The sequence below is a fragment of the Achromobacter sp. UBA5777 genome (assembly GCF_002418565.1).
Taxonomy (GTDB): Bacteria; Pseudomonadota; Gammaproteobacteria; order Burkholderiales; family Burkholderiaceae_B; genus Achromobacter; species Achromobacter animicus.
Genome location: NZ_DIEJ01000280.1, coordinates 29,473 through 50,870, shown reverse-complemented (window position 1 = coordinate 50,870; position 21,398 = coordinate 29,473). Strand labels below are relative to the sequence as shown.

Genomic DNA, 21,398 nt, shown 5'->3' with positions numbered 1-21,398 from the left:
GTCGCCAAGATCCTGAAGTAATTCGGATCTACTAAGCAGCACCCAACCAGCGAGGGCGTGATCCCGCCCTCGCATCTCGTTCTTTAGGAAACGCCATGAAAAACCAAAAGATCCGCATCCGCTTGAAAGCCTTCGATTACAAGCTGATCGATCAATCGGCCGCCGAAATCGTCGACACCGCCAAGCGCACGGGCGCTGTCGTCCGCGGTCCGGTGCCACTGCCCACGCGTATCCGTCGCTATGACGTCCTGCGTTCGCCGCACGTCAACAAGACGTCGCGTGACCAGTTCGAAATCCGTACCCATCAGCGCCTGATGGACATCGTTGATCCCACCGACAAGACTGTTGACGCCCTGATGCGTCTGGACCTGCCGGCCGGCGTCGACGTCGAAATCGCGCTGCAGTAAGACGCTCCGGGCCTGCTACCTTCGCCGGCAGGTTCGTAAAGAATGGCCGCACTCCCTCGGGATTGCGGCCATTTTGTTTTGGCGTCCCGGCCCGAACGAGCATGTAAGCATGTGCTCACTACCTGCTCAAACGTCGCTGGAAGGCGGCATGCCTGCCAGGCCGCGCAAACCGTGGCAAAAATGCCCACCAAGGCATGGCCCGGATCCGCTAAGTGCTTGTGCCGCTTAGAAAAAACATGCTAATATGCGAAGCTTGCCATTTTGTGGCAAGTCTAACTATGGACAAAGCCCAGACCGCCTTGCTGTTTGAGGGCGCTGCGCCCAGTCCAGGTTGAACATAGTCGTAGGGCAAAGGCCGTTACCTTTTGCCTGATTAGCCCCGACCAATCGCAGTCGGGAATGGAGAAAACGATGTCGAATTCGACACCCACGCCCGCCGCTCACCGGCTGGGGCTGGTGGGTCGCAAGGTCGGCATGACCCGCATTTTTACCGAGGAAGGTGAATCCATCCCGGTGACCGTGCTGGACGTGTCCAACAACCGCGTGACCCAAGTTAAGTCGCTGGAAACCGACGGCTACGCCGCTATCCAGGTGGCTTATGGCACTCGTCGTGCCTCGCGTGTGGCTCAGCCGCAAACGGGCCACTACGCCAAGGCCGGCGCTGAAGCCGGTAGCATCCTCAAAGAATTCCGCCTTGATCCCGCTCGCGCCGCTGAATTTGCGGCCGGTTCCGTGATCGCCGTGGAATCCGTGTTCGAAGCCGGCCAACAGGTCGACGTCACAGGCACGACCATTGGTAAAGGCTTCGCCGGTACCATCAAGCGTCACAACTTCGGTTCGCAGCGCGCGTCGCACGGTAACTCCCGTTCGCACCGCGTTCCCGGCTCGATTGGTCAAGCACAAGATCCGGGCCGCATTTTCCCGGGTAAGCGCATGGCCGGTCACCTGGGTGACGTCACCCGCACCGTTCAAAACCTCGACGTCGTTCGCGTTGACGTCGAGCGCGGCCTGCTGCTGGTCAAGGGCGCTGTCCCCGGCCACGCTGGCGCCGACATCGTTGTGCGCCCGGCCATCAAGGCCCCGGCCAAGAAGGGAGCGTAAGTAAATGGATCTCAAGCTCCTGAACGACCAAGGTCAGGCCGCTGCTACGTTCAGCGCGCCGGACACGATCTTCGGCCGTGACTTCAACGAAGCGCTGATTCACCAGATCGTCGTGGCTTTCCAAGCCAACGCGCGTTCCGGCAATCGTGCTCAGAAGGACCGTACGGAAGTCAAGCACTCCACCAAGAAGCCCTGGCGTCAAAAGGGTACCGGCCGCGCTCGCGCTGGTATGACTTCGTCGCCGCTGTGGCGTGGTGGTGGTCGGACTTTCCCGAACTCGCCCGAAGAGAACTTCAGCCAGAAGGTCAACAAGAAGATGTACCGCGCCGGGATCCGTTCGATCCTGTCGCAGCTCGCTCGCGAAGACCGCATCGCCGTCGTTGAATCGTTTGATCTGGAATCGCCCAAGACCAAGGCTGCTGCTGCAAAGCTGAAGAGCCTGGGCCTGGACTCGGTCCTGATCATCACCGACAGCGTCGATGAAAATGTTTACCTCGCCACCCGCAACCTGCCGCACGTTGCCGTTGTCGAGCCCCGTTATGCCGATCCGTTGTCGCTGGTCCACTACAAGAAAGTGCTGATCACCAAGCCGGCCATCGCTCAACTCGAGGAGATGCTGGGATGAACGCTGAACGCTTGATGCAAGTCATTCTGGCTCCGATCGTGACCGAAAAGGCCACGTTCGTCGCTGAGAAGAATCAGCAAGTCGCTTTCCGTGTCGTGGCTGACGCTACCAAGCCGGAAATCAAGGCTGCCGTCGAACTGCTCTTCAAGGTGCAGGTCGAGTCCGTGCAGGTCCTCAACCGTAAGGGCAAAGTCAAGCGCTTTGGCCGATTCGTTGGCCGTCGCCGTAATGAGCGCAAGGCTTACGTCTCGCTCAAGGACGGCCAGGAAATCGACTTTGCGGAGGTGAAGTAAATGGCCCTCGTAAAAGTTAAGCCGACTTCGGCTGGCCGCCGTGGCATGGTGAAGGTTGTCAGCCCGAACCTGCACAAGGGTGAGCCCTACGCGCCGCTGCTCGAAAAGAAGACCCGTGGTTCTGGCCGTAACAACAACGGTCACATCACGATCCGTCATCGTGGCGGTGGTCACAAGCAGCACTACCGTATCGTCGACTTCCGTCGCGATAAGGACGGCATCCCGGCAAAGGTCGAGCGTCTGGAATATGACCCCAACCGTACGGCGCACATCGCTCTGCTGTGCTACGCCGACGGCGAACGTCGTTACATCATCGCTCCCCGTGGCCTGGAAGTTGGTGCGACCGTGCTGTCGGGCACCGATGCTCCGATCCGCGCTGGCAACACGCTGCCGATCCGCAACATCCCGGTCGGTACGACGATCCACTGCGTCGAAATGCTCCCCGGCAAGGGTGCCCAGATGGTCCGCTCGGCTGGCGCTTCCGCCGTCCTGCTGGCTCGCGAAGGCATCTACGCTCAGGTGCGTCTGCGCTCGGGTGAAGTCCGCCGTGTGCACATCGAATGCCGCGCCACCATCGGTGAAGTCGGTAACGAAGAACACAGCCTGCGCCAAATCGGCAAGGCCGGTGCAATGCGTTGGCGCGGTGTCCGCCCGACCGTTCGTGGCGTTGCCATGAACCCGGTGGATCACCCGCACGGTGGCGGCGAAGGCCGTACCGGTGAAGCACGCGAGCCGGTCAGCCCGTGGGGCACTCCGTCGAAGGGTTACAAGACCCGTCGCAACAAGCGGACGAACAATATGATCGTCCAACGGCGCAAGCGCAAGTAAGAGGCGAACACTATGTCACGTTCGATCAAGAAAGGCCCGTTTGTCGATGCTCACCTGATCAAAAAGGTGGACACGGCCGTCGCGGGCAAAGACAAGAAGCCGATCAAGACCTGGTCGCGTCGTTCCACGATCCTGCCCGAGTTCATCGGTCTGACGATCGCTGTGCACAACGGCAAGCAGCATGTTCCCGTTTATATCAACGAGAACATGGTCGGTCACAAGCTGGGCGAGTTCGCGCTGACCCGTACGTTCAAGGGTCACGCCGCGGACAAGAAGGCGAAGAGGTAAGCGATGGAAACTACTGCCATTATCCGTGGGGTTCACATCTCCGCTCAGAAGACCCGTTTGGTTGCGGACCTGATCCGTGGCCAGAAGGTCGGCCGTGCGCTGGAAATCCTCACCTTCTCGCCGAAGAAGGCTGCCGTCATCCTGAAGAAGGCTGTCGAGTCCGCCATCGCCAACGCCGAGCACAACGACGGCGCCGACATCGACGAACTGAAAGTCACCACGATCTTCGTGGACAAGGCTCAGTCGATGAAGCGCTTCTCCGCTCGCGCCAAGGGCCGCGGCAACCGTATCGAGAAGCAGACCTGCCACATCACGGTCAAGGTCGGAGCTTAAGGAGTCACGATGGGTCAGAAAATTCACCCCACTGGGTTCCGTCTCGCGGTCACCCGTAATTGGTCCTCGCGTTGGTTCGCCGACGACAAGGCCTTCGGCTCGATGCTGGCCGAAGACATTCGCGTTCGCGAGTACCTGAAGAAGAAGCTCAAGAGCGCCTCCGTTGGTCGCGTGATCATCGAGCGTCCCGCCAAGAATGCCCGCATCACCGTCTACTCGGCTCGTCCGGGCGTGGTGATCGGCAAGCGCGGCGAAGACATCGAAAGCCTGAAGGCTGATCTGCAGCGTCTGATGGGCGTGCCCGTGCACGTCAACATCGAAGAAATCCGCAAGCCGGAAACCGATGCTCAACTGATCGCCGACTCGATCTCGCAACAGCTCGAGAAGCGCATCATGTTCCGCCGCGCCATGAAGCGCGCGATGCAGAACGCGATGCGTCTGGGTGCCCAAGGCATCAAGATCATGAGCTCGGGCCGTCTGAACGGTATCGAAATTGCTCGCACCGAGTGGTATCGCGAAGGCCGTGTGCCGCTGCACACCCTCAAGGCCAACATCGACTACGGCACCTCCGAAGCCCACACCACGTACGGCGTGATCGGCATCAAGGTCTGGGTCTACAAGGGCGACATGCTGGCTAACGGCGAATTGCCGCCGGAAACCGCAGCCCCGCGTGAAGAAGAACGTCGTCCGCGCCGCGCTCCGCGTGGTGATCGTCCGGACGGTGCTCGCACCGGTCGTCCGGGTGGTCGTGGCCGCGCTCCCCGCAAGGCGGACGCTGCTCCGGCGCCTGAAGGAGAATAACCATGCTGCAACCCTCCCGCAGAAAGTATCGCAAAGAGCAGAAGGGCCGCAACACCGGTCTGGCGACTCGTGGCACCCACGTGTCGTTCGGCGAGTTCGGCCTGAAGGCTACCGGCCGTGGCCGTCTGACCGCCCGTCAGATCGAAGCTGCTCGTCGCGCCATCAATCGTCACATCAAGCGTGGCGGCCGTATCTGGATTCGCATTTTCCCGGATAAGCCCATCTCGCAGAAGCCTGCCGAAGTCCGTATGGGTAACGGTAAGGGCAACCCGGAGTACTGGGTTGCTGAAATCCAGCCCGGCAAGGTGCTCTACGAAATGGAAGGGGTTAGCGAAGAGCTCGCGCGTGAAGCTTTCCGCCTGGCCGCTGCCAAGCTGCCGATTTCGACCACGTTCGTCGCGCGTCATATCGGTGCTTAAGGAGTACTAACATGAAAGCTAGCGAACTCCGTTCGAAAGACGCCGCCGAGCTCGGCAAAGAGCTCGAAAGCCTGCTGAAGGCCCAATTCGGTCTGCGCATGCAGAAAGCCACGCAGCAACTGGCCAACACCAGCCAGCTGCGCAACGTGCGCCGCGACATCGCTCGCGTCCGCACCTTGCTGACCGAGAAGGCAGGGAAATAAAGATGAGCGAAACTCAAAACACCCAAGTGGCCAAGCGCCAGCGCACGCTGGTTGGCAAGGTCGTCAGCAACAAGATGGACAAGACTGTCGTCGTTCTGGTTGAGCGCCGCGTCAAGCACCCCATCTTTGGCAAGATCATCATGCGTTCCGCGAAGTACAAGGCGCACGACGAATCGAACCAGTACAACGAAGGCGATACGGTTGAAATCGCTGAAGGCCGTCCCATCTCGCGCTCGAAGTCGTGGCGTGTGGTGCGTCTGGTTGAAGCCGCACGTATCATCTAAGTGAAAGCTGCACCTCGGAACGGTTCGCCGTTCTGATATAAAACGGCAAGGGCCAAAACCCTTGCCGTTTTTTTATGTCTTGCATGTGGAAATTCTGTAGGGAAGCATGGTCATCGTCCGCAAATCAGCCGGGCTCGCGATCGCCGCAACGTGCTGGATGGCAATGGCCGCCGGCGCCGCGTTTGCACAGGAGCGAGGCGCGCCCATGCCGTCCGCCGCCAGCGGCGCTCCTGGAGCGCGCGAGGCAGCCGTTCCTGGCACGTTTCCCGCTCCGATGCCGCCAGCAGGCTCTGCTACCGGCGTATCTGGCGCGGGCGCAACCGAGGGTTCACCGCCTGCGGCAGCCGGTTCCATGTCACCGCCGATCGATGCTACGACGCTCGGCAAGCAATTGCTGAACGCCGGGCCGGATCCGCGGGTTCAATTGGATGGAAGATCCAAAGATCATGCCGCCATCTTCGGCACCGAAGACGAGGACGAGCAGGGCTTGCTGGACCAGGAACGCGCACTGCAGGCGCAGCGAGACCAGCTGAAGGTGTTGGAGCGCGTGCTGAACGCCCCGCCGCGGAATGCGGATCCGCACCCACCCGCCATGATTCCGCTGACCCCCGGCGGTCAGATGACCATGCCGCCCTTGATGCCCACGCCGTCGGGTTCTCAACTGGATCGCACCAGAAGTCAGACGCAGCGCAGCGTGGACGACATGCAGCGGCGCGTCGATGAGTTGAGGCGTGGTGCCGATACGCTCAGGCAGGGCGGACGCTAGCCCAGGGCCTTAGGCCGGACGACAGAGGCGCAGCACGCGGTGTTGTCCCGGTCCGCCTATGAGCGCCGAGCAAATTCTCGCAGCCGTCCGGCGACACCGGTCGGAAAGTAATACACCGACAGCACGAACAGAATCCCGAGCCAGAGCAGCCAGCGGTCCGGCTCGAACAGCAGGGCCAGCGGGGGGATTCCTGCCACGACCTCATGCACGGCATGCAGGCCGTCCTGCAGATAGCTCTGCGCGAACACGAACAGGCTCGCACCGACCACTGCGCCGTACATGGTGCCCATCCCGCCGATCACGACCATCAGCAGGATGTTGAGCATGATCTCGAACGACAACGTCGTGTCCGGCCCGTTGTAGCGAAGCCAAAGCGCGTACAGCGCGCCCGCCAGGGTCGCGAACGCCGCCGCGAGGAGGTTCGACAGGCTGCGGTAAAGCACCGTGCGATAGCCGATCGCTTCGGCGCGGAAAGGATTCTCGCGAATCGCCTGCAGCACGCGGCCGAATGGTGAATTCACGATGCGCAGCAGCATCAGGAAGAGCACCACGCAGACCGCCGCGATCAGGTAGTAAGTGATGATCCGTCCGTCGACTGTGACGCCAAACAGGGGCTCGGAAAGCGGACGGAACGCCGGCCGCAACATCTGCGGAACCTTGAAGTTCAACCCGTCCTCGCCACCGGTCAATTCCGACAACTGCGACACCAGTGTCTGAAATGCCGCGGCGACGGCCAAGGTGATCATCGCGTAGAAGATGGCGCGCACGCGCAGGCTGGCCAAGCCGATCAGCAAGGCGAAGGCGAGCGACACGGCCAGTCCGGCCGCGGTGCCCGCAAACACCGCCGTCCAGCCGGGTTCCATGCGTATGCTGGCGATCGCCACGCCGTACGCGCCGATGCCAAAGAACATGGTGTGCGCGAAGCTGACGATGCCGGTGTATCCCAGCAGCAGGTCATAGCTGGCAACCAGGACGATGAAGACGAGGATCTTCGCCGCGACGGCCAATGCCTTGGGGCCGGGAAACAGGAAGGGCGCCGCAGCCAGCGCGGCCACGATTGCCATGAGCAGTAGCGCCAGGACTGCGCTGCGCGGGGGATCGCCGGAAAGCAGGCGAAACGACATGTCGGCGGCTCCTAGCGGTTCGTGACGGGGTACACGCCTTGCGGGCGCCACAGCAGAATGGCGACCATCAGCGCGATGTTCGAGAAGAGGGCGGCCTTGGGCATCAGAAAGCCGGTGTAATTGGCCATCAGCCCGACCAGCAGCGCGCCGATCAGGCAGCCCACGGTGGAACCCAGGCCGCCGATCATGATGACGATGAAGATCAGCACGTTCACTTGTGCGCCAAGCTGCGGCACGATCGATTGCTGGTACATCCCCCACAACACACCGCCCAGTCCGGCCAACATGGACCCGGCGACAAACACCCCGACAAAGAGATGCCGGATCCGGTATCCGAGGCTTTCGACCATCTCGCGGTCTTCGACGCCGGCGCGGATCAGGAGGCCAAGCTTCGTGCGGTTCAACACCCACAGCATGCCACCCAGCACGATCAGGCCGACCACCAGCGCCACCACGCGATACTTCTCGATGGCGGCGTCGCCCAGCAGGAACGCGCCGCGCAGGGATTCGGGCAACGGCAGGGTGATCGTCTGCGGTCCCCACATCATCTTGATGATCTCTTCGCCGATGATCATGCCGCCCATGGTGATGAGGATCTGCTTCAGATGCTGGCCGTAGACCGGCCGCACAATCACGCGCTCAAACGCCAGGCCCACGGCGCCCGCCACCAGCATTCCCACGATCATGGCTGGCAGCACGGCGACCAGATTGGTCCACAGGCTGCCGGACTGCGTCCAGTCCGCCATGGAACCCAGCACGGTGGCCGCCATGTATGCGCCGATGGCAATGAACAGGCCGTGGCCGAAATTGAGCACGTCCATCAGGCCAAATACGAGCGTCATGCCCGACGCGACGATGAAGATGATCATGCCCATCGCCAGCCCGGCGAAGGTCAGCGTGACCCAGGTGGAAAACGACCCGACCAGGGGCAGGGCGATGATGGCCAGCGCCAGCACCAGCAGCACAGGCATAAGATCGGCGCGTGCGCGCGGCAGCGGCGCTTCGATGTCCAGCGTGCTCATTGATGGCTTCCCAGTGACAGGCCCAACAGGCGGGTCTGCAGCGCCTCGTCCGCGGCCAGGTCGGCCATGGCGCCCGCGTGCACGACCTGGCCGTTGTCCATGATCGCCGCGTAGTCGCCAACGCGGCGGGCAAAGTTGAAGTTCTGTTCGACCAGCAGGATGGTGGTGCTGGACTGCTTGAGTTCGATGAACGCGTCGATCATGTTCTGGATGATGGCCGGCGCCAGACCCTTGCTGGGTTCGTCGACCAGCAGCAGGCGCCGCGGCTCGATGATCGCGCGCGCCATCGCCAGCATCTGCTTTTGGCCGCCCGACAGTTTGCCGGCGGGGTGCAGCCAGAACTTCTTCAACGCGGGAAAGAACCCGAAGATCCATTCCAGCCGGGCGGTGTCCAGTTGCGCGGCATTTCTGGCAAGGCGTGCCGCGAGCAGGATGTTCTCCTTCACGGACAGGTCGCCGAAAATGCCCATGTTCTCGGGCACGTAGGCCATGCCCATGCGCGCCATGTCGGGCGGGGAGGTGCGCGTGCCGGGTCCGCCGATCGGCTTGGCGTCCAGGCAGACCTGGCCCCGCGATGCGCGCCACAATCCCATGATGGTGCGCAGCGTCGTCGTCTTGCCCGCGCCATTGCGCCCGAGCAGCATGGTGACCGCCGATGCGGGCACCGACAGGTTCACGCCGTGCAGGATGTGATACGCGCCGATGTGCGTGTGCACGTCCTTCAGTTCCAGCAGCGGTTGCGCCGTCATGCCGCCTCCTGCGCGCTGATGCCCAGGTAGGCCTGCTGCACGATGGGCGATGCGATTACCGTGGCCGGATCGCCGTCTGCCATCAGCCGCCCGTTGTGCAGCACGACGATGCGGTCGGCCAGTTCACGCACGACATCCATCTTGTGCTCGACGAGCAGGATGGTCTTGGAGGCGTCGGCCTTCAGTTCGCGGATGAGGTCCAGCACGATGGGCACGTCGTCCACGCTCATGCCGGCGGTAGGTTCGTCGAACATGAACACCGAAGGCTCAAGCGCGATGAGCATGGCGATCTCCAGTTTGCGCTGGTCGCCGTGGGGCAGGTCGGCGGCGGGTTGGTCGCGGCGCGCGGTCAGCCGCGTGCGTGCGAGCAGGGCATCGGCACGCTCCATGAGATTGCGATCGTCGCGCCACGTGCGCCAGAATCGGATGTGGCGCCAACCCATGCCCTGTTGCCGAGATTGCAGGGCAAGCCGCACGTTTTCGTGAACGCTCAGCCGGGGAAACAGCTGCGTCAGCTGGAATGCGCGCCCTAGCCCCGCGTGCATGCGGGCAGGCGCTGAGAGCGTGGTCAGATCGCGTCCGTTCAACGTCACGGTGCCAGCGCTGGCGCGCAACTGCCCCGAAATCAGATTGAAGTACGTCGTCTTTCCGGCGCCGTTCGGGCCGACGATGGCGGTCAAGGTGCCGGGCGCGTAGGCGCAACTGACGTCATTGACCGCCACGTGGCCGCCGAAGCGCACGGTGAGCGATTGGGTCTCAAGCATGAGCGGCGGAAATCAGCGCTTGTTCTGGATCGGCACGGCCATCTGGTCCGGCGTGATCTCCTTGACCAGGTCCTGGACCGCCCACGGCACCGAGGGATCGTTCTTGATCCGGAAGTGGTACATCGACTGCATGGCCTGGTGATCTTCGGGCCGGAAGGTCATCTTGCCTTTGGGCGTATCGAAGCTCATGCCTTCCATCGCCTTGATGAGCTTGTCGGTATCCGAATCGCCACCGGTCTTGTTCAACGCGGCAACGATCGCAATGCCCGACGCCATGCCGCCCGCGGTGAAGAAATCAGGCGGCTGGCCGAAACGCTTCTGATGCTCGGCCACGAGCCAGTCGTTGACCGGGTTCTTGGGGATGCCGTAGTAGTAATACGTGGCGCCTTCCATGCCCGCCAGGGACTTGAGCGGCGTCATCGCGGTCAGCGTGTTGCCGCCCGTGGCGATTTCGATGCCGTAGCGCTTGGGGTCCAGGTCGGCGATCTTAAACGGATTGCCGGCGCCTGCCCACAGGATGAAGATGATCTTGCGGCCCGGCTTGTCCTTCAGTGCATCGAACAGCCGCTGCGCGCCGGCCGTGAAGTCGGTCGCGTTGGCCGGCAGGTATTCCTCGTGCACGATCTTGGCATTCTTGAGCGCGCCCTTGAAGGCTTTGACGCCGTCGCGCCCAAACGCGTAGTCCTGCGCCAGCATGGCGATCGACGTGCCTTCCTGGTCGAACGCCACGGCGTTCGCGATGGCGTCCTGCGAGGAGTTGCGGCCGGTGCGGAAGATGTACTTGTTCCACTTCTCGCCGGTGATGGAATCGGCCACCGCCGGCTCCACCAGCAGGATCTTTTCGTACTCTTCCGCGATCGGCAGCATGGCGAGCGCCACGCCCGACGACGTGGGACCGACGGCGATGTCGGCGTTGTCGTCGGCATAGGCGGACGCGAGCTGCGCGCGGGCGACGTCGGGCTTGCCTTGATTGTCCTTCTCGATGACACGTATCTTGCGCCCGGCCACCGTCATGGTGCCCTGCGTGGCGTATTCCAGCCCCAGCATCAACCCGTTCTGGGTCTGCTTGGCGTAAGCCTCAAGTGGGCCGGTCTTGTCATAGACATGGGCGACGACGAAGTCCTTTGCCGCCAGCGCGGAACTCATGCACAGGCTGGCCATGGCGGCGAGCAGAATGCGTTTCATGGAAGTCTCCTGGTGTCAGTGGGCGCGCGCGGCCGTGTCGACCGGCCTGGCAAGAAATTGACGGATGGGTTCGATCTGGGCGGGCACGTTCAGCGCAGGGGCGTGCCCGCAATCGGGAAAGTCGATGCGCTGCGCGCGGGGGCCGCGCTGCGTCATGGCGTGGGCAACCTCGGGCAGCAGCAGGTCCGAATCGGCGCCGCGCAAGAGCAGGGTCGGCATGCGCAGCGTGTCGTAACCGGCCCACCGGTCATAGTCGTTCGGGTGATGGCTGAACTGCCCGACGATGGCCGGATCGTAATGGGCGGTGACGCGGCCGTCGGGCAGCCGGCGCACCGACGTTTCCGCCATCCGGCGCCACTGATCGTCGCTCTGCCAGCCATAGGGTTTGTAGGCGGCGCGCAGCCAGGCTTCGAGTTCCGTCACCGTGTCGAATGCCGGCGGGTTGCCGGCATAGGCCAGGATGCGCTCGATGGCGGGCTGCGGCAGTTCCGGTCCGATGTCGTTGACGACCAGGTGCGAAATGCGATCGCGCAACGTGGTCGCGGCCGCGTGCATGCCGGTCGCGCCGCCCATGGACGTTCCCACCCAGCGCACGCGCGCCAGCGACAGGCCGTCCACCAGGGCGCGCGCCAACGTGGCGTAGAAGTCGAGCCGGTACTCGGCGACCGGATCGGGGCTCCATTGCGACAGGCCGCGCCCGATCGCATCGGGACAGATCACGCGGTAGTCGCCGGCCAGTGCCTGCGCCAGTTCGTCAAAGTCTCGGCCGGTTCGGGCCAGGCCATGCCACATGATGATGGGGGGCGCGTCAGAAGCGCCCCAGTCCGTGTAGTGCAACTCGCGTCCCGCGCAGCGCAGATAGCGCGACGCCGGCGTATGGCGCGCGGTTGCCGCCCCTGCCTCGTCCATACGTCTCCTCCCGGTTTGTCCAGGTTGTGTGCTTATCGGGCTGAATATAGACTTGCGGCAAGCGCGCCCACAATGCGCCGGCCACCCCACAGCAGGGTGAGTCAACAATATGTAGACGCAAGATCAATTTGCGCAGCCCCCCAGGAGACCGTGCCATGCCAGATACGGAATTCGCCATTTCGGCCAGCGCCGGCGCCGACCGGCGCGATGCGTGGCGCGCCGCGCTGGCCGATGCTTTCGGGCCGTTCGAGGTGCATGGCGGCAAACCCGGTCACTTCGCGGGCCATGTCCGCTACGCGCGCCGCGCCAGCCTTCAATTCAACGATCTGCATTACCAGGGCCAGCGATTGGAACGCACGCCGGGCAACGTCTCGCGGCTGGATCAGGAGTTCTACACCTTCGGCCTGCCGCTGGCCGGTCCGCTGGCGGTGCGACAAGCGGGCCGGGAATTCCAGGTGGAACCGGGTTGCGTGTACCTGATGAACCAGAGCCTGCCGTATCAGGCGACCGCGAACGGCGCGTCGGGCTACCGCAGCCTGAGCGTCTCGTTTCCGCGCAGCGCGCTGTCGCAGCGGGATTCACGCATCGGCGCCTTCTACAAGCTACGTACTGACGACGGGTCGCCGCGCGGGGCGCTGTTGGCCGGCTACATGGATCACCTGTTCAAAGGCATGGAGGGCTGGTCCGAGACTGAGGCCGCCGAGCTGGGCGAGCGCCTGATCGACCTCATCGTGCTCTTCCTGGTGCAGCCGGGACAGGGACAGGTCTCGGAGGCGGACAGCAGCGTCACCGTGGCGCACAGAGCGCGCGTGCTGGCCTATATCCGCCAGCATCTCGCCGACCCGGATCTGTCGCCCGCGCGGGTGGCGCAGGGCTGCGGTGTGTCGGTCGCCTATCTGCACCGCATCCTGCGCGCGGGCGGTTTGTCGGTGGAGTCGTTCATCTTCGAGCAGCGGCTGGACCGGTGCCGCGAACTGCTGCTGGACGCGCGCCACCGGCATCGCGGCATCGCCGAGCTGGCGTACCAGGTGGGTTTCTCTCATCCTTCGCATTTCAGCCGGCTGTTCAAGCAGCGCTTTGGGGTGACGCCGCGGGACCTGCGCGCGGGCGGGCGCGCCGCCTAGCGGAGCGCGTCCGGACCCTCGCCCCGCATGTCGTGCCACCCACGAAAAACGGCCCGCTCGATCAGCGGGCCGTTGGCCATTCACGGCGCGCGATACCGGTTTAGAACGGCGAAGGCTGGTTGGACAGGTTGACGATGCTGTTGGTCGTCAGGTCCAGGCGGATGTGCTCGGACGGCGCACCGTTGGCCAGCTTCAGCATGATCGCCATCAGCGGCTTGAAGCGCGCCTTGAACAGGTCGGCGGGCGTGTTGGCGTCGCTGACATTGTTGCCGTTCATCTGCACGGCGGCGTGGGTCTGGTTCAGTGCTTGAGCCAGCAGCTTGTACTGGCTGGCGCGCTGCGCCGGGATGTCGGTGAACGCGAGGTCGCCGGCATTGGCCAGGCGCACGAAGTCGCCGGCCATTTCCAGCGCCGTCCACTGCGCGAAGTCCGCCAGTTGCATGCCGTTGGCCTGGGCCAGCGCTTGCGCGCGCGATTGCGCGTTGGCGGCATCCGCGGCATGGGCCGGATTGCTGGCGCCGCTGCCGCCGCCGTCAGACAGGCACGCAAAGAACGCGGGCGTCAGGTTGTTCTGGTTACCGGTGTTCGCCAGTTCCTTGAGCGTGACCGTCGTCTGCAGTTGCGACAACATCAGCAGGTCGGCACCCGTCAGCGGGCTCTTGACCAGTTCGCGCATCTCGCAACGCCAGTCGTCGTTCAGCAGACGCAGGCGCACCAGTTCGCTCATGTAGCGGTAGGTGAAGTCGCCGTAGTCCTTGGCGTCCAGGATGGAGACGTCCCAGCGCGGCGGCACGGTATAGGCGTTTTCCGCGCGGTAGAGATCGAACAATTCATCGAAGCGCGGCACCTTGTCCAGGCGGATGGTCTGCACTTCGATCTCATCGGCGCTCTGCAGCGTCATGAGCTTGTACGCGGGCACATAGGCGGCCATGGAGGGCGCCTGGATGTTGAAGAGCGCGTGGTCGCCGCCGTAGTTGCGCAGCGCCATGTCGTTGAAGTGCATGTGGCCGCCCACGTGCACCTTCAAACCGGTCTCGGCCAGCGCGCGCGTGGTGTTCTCGGCGGGACGGCGGATCATCTGCATCTTGTTCGCGCCCAGCAGCGCTTCGATGTCGTCGGACGCGCCATTGAAGAACTCGGACATCGGGAAGTGGCTGAAGGCAATGACCTGCTTGCCCTGCGCCTTGCCGCGCGCCACCACGTCGGCCAGCCACGTGATGACGTGCGCCTTGTGGGTCAGCATTTTGTTGTAGCCCTGGTCACCCGACCCGGTGAAGTCGTTGGCGCCCGGACCCGTCGGCACGTAGACGTTGGCATCCAGGCCCACCAGCCACACGCCGTCGACGGGCTCGACCACGTACGACGTGTCGGGCACCATCTTGCACAGCGTGTAGTTCTGCGGCTTGTTCGGTCCGCCGGTGCCTTCGGCGCAGATCTCGTACTGACGGTTGATCCAGTTGGCTTGCGAGACCGCCGTCGCGTAATCGTAGTCTTCGTACTTGTAGGTGCTGTACGGGGTTTCGTAATACACGTTCTGCGGCTGCGGCATGAAGCCATGCTGCTCGAGCGCGGTCGTGATGCCCGAATAGCCCATGTGCAGGACTTCCTCGGTGCAATACGTGTTGCCGATGCGCGTCCAGTCGCCGCTGTAGGCGGTGTTGCACACGTTGGCGCCGCGGCTGTAGATCGGCTGCGAGAAACCGATTGCGCCCGTCACGGGATCCAGGCCAAGGTAGTCGCCCTTGCCCGCGGGCTGGTTGAAGGGGCGGTTGGGGTCATGGTTGCCTGGCGCGGCAAAGAACTGGATGCCGTGCTTCTTCGAATAGTCGTCCATGATCTTGACCAGGCCGCGCATGTGCACAGGCTGGCCGTCGTCCGAAAAGTCGCCCGGCAGCGCGATGTACTTCACGCCTCGCTTCACGGCGTCGTCCAGCGCGGCCAGGAAGGCGAAGTAGTTCTCGTTGAAGAGGCGCGTGGACGTCAGCTGCGCGTACATCGTGCGGATGGTCGCGTTGTCACCGGCCTTCGGATTGGGGATGCCGGGGAACGAGCCGTCCTTGAAGTCCGCGTAGACGTCGTGAAAGTGGATGTCGGGCATGAACGCAACCTGCACGGGCGCGGGCGGCTGCGCGGGCGTTTCGGCCGGGGGCGGCGTCTCGGCGACAGGCGGGGGCGTGTTGTCGTCGTCCTTGTCGCCGCCGCAGGCGGCGAGCAGGGCAACGAGCAGCAGGGAGGCTGCGGCGCGGACGGGGCGGGAAGGGCGAAGCGTCATTGGGGGGCGGGATCCTGGATTCAGTGCGGCGGCGGTCGCGCATGGGCGTTGGCCATGCCGAAGCGGCAGCCGCGGGTCAGCTAATTGGGTCAGCTGCCTGGGTCAGCTGCTTGTAAGCGGGCCCAATGCTCACTGAGCCGCATGACAGCGTCATGAATCCCGAAGCGGCCCGCGTCACGCGACGGCAAAAAAAAACCCCGCACGCGAGGTGCGAGGCTTTGCGACGCGATGGGCGCCGGATCAGACGTGCGTGATGAACTTGGTGACCAGATAACCCTCGAAGGTCTCTGTGCCGCCTTCGCTGCCGATGCCGCTGTCCTTGATGCCGCCAAAGGGCGTCTCGGCCAGGGCGCTGCCGAAGTGGTTGATGTTGACCATGCCGGCTTCCAGGCCGTTGGAGACCTTGGTCGCGGTCTTCAGCGAATTCGTGAACACGTACGAGGACAGGCCGAAGGGCAGGCTGTTGGCGCGGCGCAGCACCTCGTCGGTGTCCTTGAAGCGGACGACGGGCGCCACGGGGCCGAACGGCTCTTCGGTCATCAGCATGGCGTTGTCGGGCAGTTCCGTGACCACGGTAGGCGCAAAGAAGAAGCCCTTGCGGTCCAGCGGACCGCCGCCCACCACCACTTTGGCGCCGTGCTTCTTGGCGTCGTCGATGAAAGCGCTCATGGCGGGCACGCGGCGTTCATGCGCCAGCGGCCCCATCTCGGTGCCGGCTTCCAGGCCATCGCCAACCTTGATGTTCTTGAGGACCTCGGAGAAGCGCGCCAGGAACTGCTCGTACGCGCCGTCCTGCACGTAGAAGCGGGTGGGCGACACGCAGACCTGGCCGGCGTTGCGCACCTTGAACTTGGCCAGCATCTCGGCGGCGCGGTCGATGTCCGCGTCGTCGAACACCAGCACGGGCGAGTGGCCGCCCAGTTCCATGGTGACGCGTTTCATGTGCGCGCCTGCCAGCGCCGCAAGCTGCTTGCCGACCGGAACGGAGCCGGTGAACGACACCTTGCGCACGATCGGCGAACGGATCAGGTAATCGGAGATGGTGGCGGGTTCACCCCAGACGATGTTCAGGCAGCCCTTGGGCAGGCCGGCGTCATGGAACATGCGCGCAATCGCCATGACCGCGCTGGGCGAATCTTCAGGGCCCTTGAGCACGACCGTGCAGCCGGCGCCGATGGCGGCGGCGATCTTGCGGATGGCCTGGTTGTACGGGAAGTTCCAGGGCGTGAAGGCGGCGCAGACGCCGATGGGCTCGCGCACTACGATCTGGCGCACGTCGGGATTGCGCGGCTGGATGACCCGGCCGTAGATGCGGCGGCATTCCTCGGCGTGCCAGTCGGCATGTTCCGCGCAGGAGGTGACTTCGCCCACGGCTTCGGCCAGCGGCTTGCCTTGGTCCAGCGTCATGTTGCGGCCGATCTCCTGGGCGCGCTCTCGCGACAGCGTGGCGACCTTGCGCAGGATCGCCGAGCGGTCCATGGGCGAGGACTTCTTCCACGATTCGAAGGCGCGCTGGGCAGCGGCAAGGGCGCGGTCCAGATCGGCTTGCGTGGCGTGAGGCAGCTGGCCCAGCACCTCGAGCGTGGCCGGGTTGATGACGTCCTGGGTGCGCCTGCCCTCGCCGGCGACGAATTCGCCGTCGATATACAGCGCCAACTGTTCATACATGCCTGTCGTTCCTTGCGTAATAGGAATGGGTAGCCAAGGGCGAGAGCGACCGCTGTCGCCCACGGCAGTCTAAACCAGCTTCCCCGCAGCGGAAGGAGCCAATCCCCGCCGCGGGCTTGGGTCCATTGGCCCGCCAAGTGCCGGCATGCGTGCCACCGTGGACAAGCGCATCGCCGTGGACAAAAATGAGGAATCTTCGGCTGTCATCCGTATATCCATCGTGCAACCCGTCGATGCGCGTCCGGCCGCCAAGCCCAGCCTCTATTCGCGGATTGTTTTCCGCTTCATTGACTGGCTGCGTCAGCGCATTGCGCAGGCCTCGCTGGTCGGCGACAAGCCGATATTCCAGAACAGCCAGTTCCCGTGGGTTGCCACCCTCGAAGCGCGGGCTCCTGCCATTCGCGCCGAATTGGTGGACCTGCTGGCCGACCGCTACGCGTTACCGGCCTTCCACGAACTCTCCCCGGATGTTGGCATGATCACGTCCGACGACAAATGGAAGACGTTCGTCTTTCTGGGCTACGGCCTGCGCTCTGAACGCAACCTTGCCCGTTGTCCGTCCACCGCGCGCGCCCTGCAGGACATCCCGGGCCTGCGCACCGCCTTCTTCTCCATCCTGGAAGCCGGCAAGCGCATTCCGCTGCACACGGGGCCGTACAACGGCGTGCTGCGCCTGCATCTCGGCCTGGTCGTCCCCGACCCGCCCGAACGCTGCTGGATAGAGGTCGGCGGCCAGCGCTATAGCTGGCGCGAGGGAAAAGCCGTGGTTTTTGACGACCTGTATCCCCACGAAGTGCACAACGACACGGGCGGCGTCAGAGCCGTGCTTTTCGTGGATTTCGAACGCCCCTGCCGAGCTCCTGTAAAATGGCTAAATCGCCTTGTGCTCATGGCCGCGCCGTTCACGGACGAAATCCGTCGCGGCAAGGCAAATCATGACGCCTGGGAGAAGGGCTACTACCGTCAGAAATAGGGGCGGATGGCCCGCCAAACCAACCCCCTTGACAGGGGGCGTGGTCTTTTGTGCGCAATCCCAACAAAGTGCTTGCGCTCAAAAATTAACCACGTTAGAATTATCAGCTTTCCCAGATTGTCGATTCACTTAGCCGAAGGTTAGGTGAGCGCGTCGGGGGGAATACCCGCAGGATTTCAACCCAGGGTCGTTGCGTTGCCACCAGTTGCTGGTCCAGATAGTACGGACTTGCCGACAAAAAAGCAGGGCGGCTGACCTGACGGGACCAAAACTGGCAGGAATTGCAGTGTTCCCTTGTTGGGAAAACCGTATTTCCAGTTAAGTTGGAACAGGAAAAATCATGATCCAAATGCAGACCACGCTGGACGTGGCCGATAACACTGGTGCGCGTCATGTCATGTGCATTAAGGTGCTCGGTGGCTCCAAGCGCCGTTATGCCGGTATCGGCGACATCATCAAGGTGAGCGTCAAAGATGCGGCTCCGCGCGGACGCGTCAAGAAAGGCGAAATTTACAATGCCGTGGTGGTTCGTACCGCCAAGGGCGTGCGCCGTAAAGACGGTTCGCTGATTCGTTTCGGTGGCAATGCCGCCGTGTTGCTCAACGCCAAGCTGGAGCCTATCGGCACCCGCATCTTCGGACCCGTTACGCGTGAACTGCGTACCGAGAAGTTCATGAAGATCGTGTCGCTGGCCCCGGAAGTGCTGTAAGGAGCCCTACGATGAACAACATTCGTAAAGGCGACGAAGTCATCGTCCTGACCGGCCGCGACAAGAAGCGTCGTGGCACGGTGCTGGCCCGCGTTGGCGCCGACCACGTTCTGGTCGAAGGCGTCAACGTTGCCAAGAAGCACGTGAAAGCCAACCCGATGGCTAACAACCCGGGCGGGATTGTCGAAAAGACCATGCCGATCCACATCTCGAATGTGGCGCTCTTCAACCCCGCAACCGGTCGTGGCGACCGCGTGGGCGTTCAAGAAGTCGAAGGTCGCAAGGTCCGCGTGTTCCGTTCCAATGGTGCCGTTGTCGGCGCCAAGGCGTAAGGGGCGATAGACATGTCTCGTTTGCAAGATTTCTACAAGAGCAAGGTCGCTGGCGACCTGCAAGCCAAGTTTGGCTACAAGAGCGCAATGGAAGTGCCGCGCATCACCAAGATCACCCTGAACATGGGTGTCTCGGAAGCGGTCTCCGACAAGAAAGTCATCGAGCACGCTGTGTCGGATCTGACCAAGATCGCCGGCCAGAAGCCCGTCGTGACGAAGACCAAGAAGGCTATCGCCGGTTTCAAGATCCGCGAAAACTACCCGATTGGTTGCATGGTCACGCTGCGTGGTCAACGCATGTACGAATTCCTGGATCGCCTGGTGGCGGTTGCGCTGCCTCGCGTGCGCGACTTCCGCGGTATCTCGGGTCGTGCGTTCGACGGCCGTGGCAACTACAACATCGGGGTGAAAGAGCAGATCATTTTCCCCGAAATCGAGTACGACAAGATCGACGCGCTGCGTGGGCTGAACATCAGCATCACCACCTCCGCCAAGACCGACGAAGAAGCCAAGGCGCTGTTGACGGCCTTCAGCTTCCCGTTCCGTAACTAAGGGGCTGATGACGTGGCTAAACTTTCCCTCATCAATCGCGACATCAAGCGCGCCAAGCTGGCTGACAAGTTCGCTGCCAAGCGCGCTGAGTTGAAGGCGATCATCGACGACCAGTCGAAGACCGACGAAGAACGTTACCAAGCTCGGCTCAAGCTGCAACAGCTGCCGCGCAATGCCAACCCGACGCGTCAACGCAACCGTTGCGTGGTCACCGGTCGTCCTCGCGGCGTGTTCCGCAAGTTCGGCCTGACGCGCCACAAACTGCGTGAAATGGCGATGAAGGGTGAAATCCCCGGCATCACCAAGGCCAGCTGGTAGGAGAAACAATATGAGCATGAGCGATCCCATCGCCGATATGCTGACCCGCATTCGCAATGCGCAGCAAGTGGACAAAGTTACGGTGAGCATGCCTTCCTCGAAGCTGAAGGCGGCAATTGCCGCTGTGCTGAAAGACGAAGGCTACATCGACAGCTTTGAAATCAAGGGCACCCAGGCCAAGCCTGAGCTCGAGATCACCCTGAAGTACTACGCTGGCCGTCCGGTCATCGAGCGCATCGAACGCGTCTCGCGTCCTGGTCTGCGTATCTACAAGGGCCGTACCAGCATTCCTCAGGTCATGAACGGCCTGGGCGTGGCTATCGTTTCGACCTCGCGCGGCGTCATGACCGACCGTAAGGCTCGCGCCAACGGCGTCGGCGGCGAAGTGCTGTGCTACGTGGCCTAAGGAGAAATTCGAATGTCACGTATCGCTAAGTATCCGGTCGAACTGCCCAAGGGTGTCGAAGCTGACATCAAGCAGGATCAGATCACTGTCAAGGGCCCGCTGGGCTCCCTGACCCAACCCCTGACTGGCGACGTCACGATCTCGCTGGACGGTGGCAAGCTCACGTTTGTCGCTGCCAACGATTCCCGTCACGCCAACGCCATGTCGGGCACCGTGCGCGCGCTCGTGGCCAACATGGTCAACGGCGTGAGCAAGGGATTCGAGCGCAAGCTGAACCTGGTCGGCGTGGGTTACCGCGCCTCGGTTCAAGGCGACGCCGTTAAGCTGCAGCTCGGTTTCTCGCACGACGTTTTGCATCAGTTGCCGGCCGGTATCAAGGCCGAATGCCCCACCCAGACGGAAATCGTCATCAAGGGCTCCAACAAGCAAGTCGTCGGTCAGGTGGCCGCTGAAATCCGCGCGTACCGCGAACCCGAACCCTACAAGGGCAAGGGCGTGCGTTACTCGGACGAACGCGTCGTCATCAAAGAAACCAAGAAGAAATAACGGCGCACGCAAGGACGAATCATGGACAAAAAAGTTTCCCGTTTGCGTCGTGCGGTTCCGACTCGCCGGAAGATCAACGAGCTGCGCGTTCATCGCCTCTCGATTTTCCGCTCGAACCAGCACATCTACGCCAACATCATTTCGCCGGAAGGCGATCGCGTTCTGGTCAGCGCCTCGACGGTGGAAGCCGAAGTGCGTGCGCAACTGGCCGGCCAAACCGGTCAGGGTGGCAACAAAGCCGCTGCGACGCTGGTTGGCAAGCGCGTGGCCGAAAAGGCCAAGGCTGCCGGTATCGAACTGGTCGCTTTCGATCGCTCGGGCTTTCGTTACCATGGCCGCGTCAAGGCGCTGGCCGATGCCGCGCGTGAAGCCGGCCTGAAGTTCTAAGCGAGGATCT

At 63.0% G+C, this 21,398-nt stretch carries 29 protein-coding genes; 21 read left to right on the top strand and 8 right to left on the bottom strand.

Annotated elements, in window-relative coordinates:
• Positions 1 to 95 precede the first annotated feature (95 nt).
• The 12 genes from rpsJ (at position 96) to B3446_RS24255 (ending at position 6,348) form a co-directional block, all read left to right on the top strand.
• Complete coding sequence (rpsJ, locus tag B3446_RS24310) at positions 96 to 407, top strand: 30S ribosomal protein S10 (protein WP_003806903.1); 312 nt, start codon at positions 96 to 98, stop codon at positions 405 to 407.
• 411 nt (positions 408 to 818) lie between these two features.
• Complete coding sequence (rplC, locus tag B3446_RS24305; RefSeq protein ID WP_008168945.1) at positions 819 to 1,508, top strand: 50S ribosomal protein L3; 690 nt, start codon at positions 819 to 821, stop codon at positions 1,506 to 1,508.
• A 4-nt stretch (positions 1,509 to 1,512) separates the two neighbouring features.
• A complete protein-coding gene (gene rplD / locus B3446_RS24300) occupies positions 1,513 to 2,133 on the top strand; it encodes a 50S ribosomal protein L4 (protein WP_008168948.1) in 621 nt (206 codons plus the stop codon).
• Positions 2,130 to 2,426 (top strand): 50S ribosomal protein L23, encoded by a 297-nt coding sequence (gene rplW / locus B3446_RS24295; protein ID WP_006216557.1) that lies wholly within the window; start codon positions 2,130 to 2,132, stop codon positions 2,424 to 2,426. The genes rplD and rplW overlap by 4 nt, the downstream gene beginning before the upstream one ends.
• The gene (gene rplB, locus B3446_RS24290) at positions 2,427 to 3,254 is read left to right on the top strand and encodes a 50S ribosomal protein L2 (RefSeq protein WP_056327037.1); all 828 of its coding nucleotides are present in this window, start codon (positions 2,427 to 2,429) and stop codon (positions 3,252 to 3,254) included.
• A 12-nt stretch (positions 3,255 to 3,266) separates the two neighbouring features.
• Positions 3,267 to 3,542: a 30S ribosomal protein S19 gene (gene rpsS, locus B3446_RS24285; protein ID WP_006216555.1), complete on the top strand. Its 276-nt coding sequence runs from the start codon at positions 3,267 to 3,269 to the stop codon at positions 3,540 to 3,542.
• 3 nt (positions 3,543 to 3,545) lie between these two features.
• On the top strand, positions 3,546 to 3,875 hold the full coding sequence (rplV, locus tag B3446_RS24280; RefSeq protein ID WP_006227021.1) for a 50S ribosomal protein L22: 330 nt from the start codon (positions 3,546 to 3,548) through the stop codon (positions 3,873 to 3,875).
• 9 nt (positions 3,876 to 3,884) lie between these two features.
• Entirely contained in the window at positions 3,885 to 4,676 is a 792-nt protein-coding gene (gene rpsC, locus B3446_RS24275) for a 30S ribosomal protein S3 (protein ID WP_008168950.1), read from the top strand.
• Between the two features lie 2 nt (positions 4,677 to 4,678).
• Positions 4,679 to 5,095, top strand: a complete 417-nt coding sequence (gene rplP / locus B3446_RS24270) for a 50S ribosomal protein L16 (RefSeq protein WP_006389610.1) — start codon at positions 4,679 to 4,681, stop codon at positions 5,093 to 5,095.
• Positions 5,096 to 5,106: 11 nt separating this feature from the next.
• Positions 5,107 to 5,298 (top strand): 50S ribosomal protein L29, encoded by a 192-nt coding sequence (rpmC, locus tag B3446_RS24265; protein ID WP_003806912.1) that lies wholly within the window; start codon positions 5,107 to 5,109, stop codon positions 5,296 to 5,298.
• A 2-nt stretch (positions 5,299 to 5,300) separates the two neighbouring features.
• Positions 5,301 to 5,582 (top strand): 30S ribosomal protein S17, encoded by a 282-nt coding sequence (gene rpsQ, locus B3446_RS24260; RefSeq protein WP_006216549.1) that lies wholly within the window; start codon positions 5,301 to 5,303, stop codon positions 5,580 to 5,582.
• 352 nt (positions 5,583 to 5,934) lie between these two features.
• Positions 5,935 to 6,348 (top strand): hypothetical protein, encoded by a 414-nt coding sequence (locus B3446_RS24255; RefSeq protein ID WP_291386211.1) that lies wholly within the window; start codon positions 5,935 to 5,937, stop codon positions 6,346 to 6,348.
• 56 nt (positions 6,349 to 6,404) lie between these two features.
• On the opposite strand, the gene B3446_RS24250 is transcribed toward B3446_RS24255, so the two are convergent.
• From B3446_RS24250 to B3446_RS24225, 6 genes are read right to left on the bottom strand one after another with little or no spacing between them, the layout of a single operon-like run.
• Positions 6,405 to 7,472: a branched-chain amino acid ABC transporter permease gene (locus B3446_RS24250; protein WP_291386209.1), complete on the bottom strand. Its 1,068-nt coding sequence runs from the start codon at positions 7,470 to 7,472 to the stop codon at positions 6,405 to 6,407.
• An 11-nt stretch (positions 7,473 to 7,483) separates the two neighbouring features.
• Positions 7,484 to 8,494 (bottom strand): branched-chain amino acid ABC transporter permease, encoded by a 1,011-nt coding sequence (locus B3446_RS24245; protein ID WP_191577524.1) that lies wholly within the window; start codon positions 8,492 to 8,494, stop codon positions 7,484 to 7,486.
• Positions 8,491 to 9,243, bottom strand: coding sequence for an ABC transporter ATP-binding protein (locus B3446_RS24240; protein WP_191577525.1), 753 nt, complete (start codon positions 9,241 to 9,243; stop codon positions 8,491 to 8,493). Before B3446_RS24240 ends, B3446_RS24245 begins: the two co-directional genes overlap by 4 nt.
• On the bottom strand, positions 9,240 to 10,007 hold the full coding sequence (locus tag B3446_RS24235; RefSeq protein ID WP_291386205.1) for an ABC transporter ATP-binding protein: 768 nt from the start codon (positions 10,005 to 10,007) through the stop codon (positions 9,240 to 9,242). Before B3446_RS24235 ends, B3446_RS24240 begins: the two co-directional genes overlap by 4 nt.
• A 12-nt stretch (positions 10,008 to 10,019) precedes the next feature.
• Positions 10,020 to 11,192: a substrate-binding domain-containing protein gene (locus tag B3446_RS24230; protein ID WP_056571020.1), complete on the bottom strand. Its 1,173-nt coding sequence runs from the start codon at positions 11,190 to 11,192 to the stop codon at positions 10,020 to 10,022.
• Positions 11,193 to 11,207: 15 nt separating this feature from the next.
• The gene (locus B3446_RS24225) at positions 11,208 to 12,101 is read right to left on the bottom strand and encodes an alpha/beta fold hydrolase (RefSeq protein ID WP_291386202.1); all 894 of its coding nucleotides are present in this window, start codon (positions 12,099 to 12,101) and stop codon (positions 11,208 to 11,210) included.
• A gap of 155 nt (positions 12,102 to 12,256) precedes the next feature.
• Between B3446_RS24225 and B3446_RS24220 the strand changes: the two genes are divergently transcribed.
• A complete protein-coding gene (locus tag B3446_RS24220) occupies positions 12,257 to 13,225 on the top strand; it encodes a helix-turn-helix domain-containing protein (protein ID WP_291386200.1) in 969 nt (322 codons plus the stop codon).
• A gap of 100 nt (positions 13,226 to 13,325) precedes the next feature.
• Here the strand turns inward: B3446_RS24220 and B3446_RS24215 are convergent, their stop codons facing one another.
• Together B3446_RS24215 and B3446_RS24210 are read right to left on the bottom strand one after the other, a co-directional pair.
• Positions 13,326 to 15,497 (bottom strand): metallophosphoesterase, encoded by a 2,172-nt coding sequence (locus B3446_RS24215; protein WP_291386198.1) that lies wholly within the window; start codon positions 15,495 to 15,497, stop codon positions 13,326 to 13,328.
• Between the two features lie 240 nt (positions 15,498 to 15,737).
• Positions 15,738 to 17,165, bottom strand: coding sequence for an NAD-dependent succinate-semialdehyde dehydrogenase (locus B3446_RS24210; RefSeq protein ID WP_175124782.1), 1,428 nt, complete (start codon positions 17,163 to 17,165; stop codon positions 15,738 to 15,740).
• Positions 17,166 to 17,385: 220 nt separating this feature from the next.
• On the opposite strand from B3446_RS24210, the gene B3446_RS24205 reads away from it, so the two are divergent.
• The 8 genes from B3446_RS24205 to rplR all read left to right on the top strand — a co-directional run bounded on the left by B3446_RS24205 (position 17,386) and on the right by rplR (position 21,388).
• The gene (locus B3446_RS24205) at positions 17,386 to 18,138 is read left to right on the top strand and encodes an aspartyl/asparaginyl beta-hydroxylase domain-containing protein (protein WP_291386253.1); all 753 of its coding nucleotides are present in this window, start codon (positions 17,386 to 17,388) and stop codon (positions 18,136 to 18,138) included.
• Positions 18,139 to 18,478: 340 nt separating this feature from the next.
• The gene (gene rplN, locus B3446_RS24200; protein WP_006216531.1) at positions 18,479 to 18,847 is read left to right on the top strand and encodes a 50S ribosomal protein L14; all 369 of its coding nucleotides are present in this window, start codon (positions 18,479 to 18,481) and stop codon (positions 18,845 to 18,847) included.
• Positions 18,848 to 18,858: 11 nt separating this feature from the next.
• Entirely contained in the window at positions 18,859 to 19,179 is a 321-nt protein-coding gene (rplX, locus tag B3446_RS24195) for a 50S ribosomal protein L24 (protein ID WP_008168975.1), read from the top strand.
• Between the two features lie 12 nt (positions 19,180 to 19,191).
• Positions 19,192 to 19,731 carry a 50S ribosomal protein L5 gene (gene rplE, locus B3446_RS24190; protein ID WP_008168978.1) on the top strand — a complete coding sequence of 180 codons (540 nt, stop codon included), beginning with the start codon at positions 19,192 to 19,194 and terminating at the stop codon, positions 19,729 to 19,731.
• Positions 19,732 to 19,743: 12 nt separating this feature from the next.
• Positions 19,744 to 20,049 (top strand): 30S ribosomal protein S14, encoded by a 306-nt coding sequence (gene rpsN, locus B3446_RS24185; protein ID WP_006216527.1) that lies wholly within the window; start codon positions 19,744 to 19,746, stop codon positions 20,047 to 20,049.
• A 10-nt stretch (positions 20,050 to 20,059) separates the two neighbouring features.
• On the top strand, positions 20,060 to 20,455 hold the full coding sequence (gene rpsH / locus B3446_RS24180) for a 30S ribosomal protein S8 (protein WP_006216525.1): 396 nt from the start codon (positions 20,060 to 20,062) through the stop codon (positions 20,453 to 20,455).
• Between the two features lie 12 nt (positions 20,456 to 20,467).
• Entirely contained in the window at positions 20,468 to 21,001 is a 534-nt protein-coding gene (gene rplF / locus B3446_RS24175; protein ID WP_063953645.1) for a 50S ribosomal protein L6, read from the top strand.
• A 21-nt stretch (positions 21,002 to 21,022) separates the two neighbouring features.
• Positions 21,023 to 21,388, top strand: coding sequence for a 50S ribosomal protein L18 (gene rplR, locus B3446_RS24170; protein ID WP_008168985.1), 366 nt, complete (start codon positions 21,023 to 21,025; stop codon positions 21,386 to 21,388).
• The last annotated feature ends 10 nt before the right edge of the window (positions 21,389 to 21,398 follow it).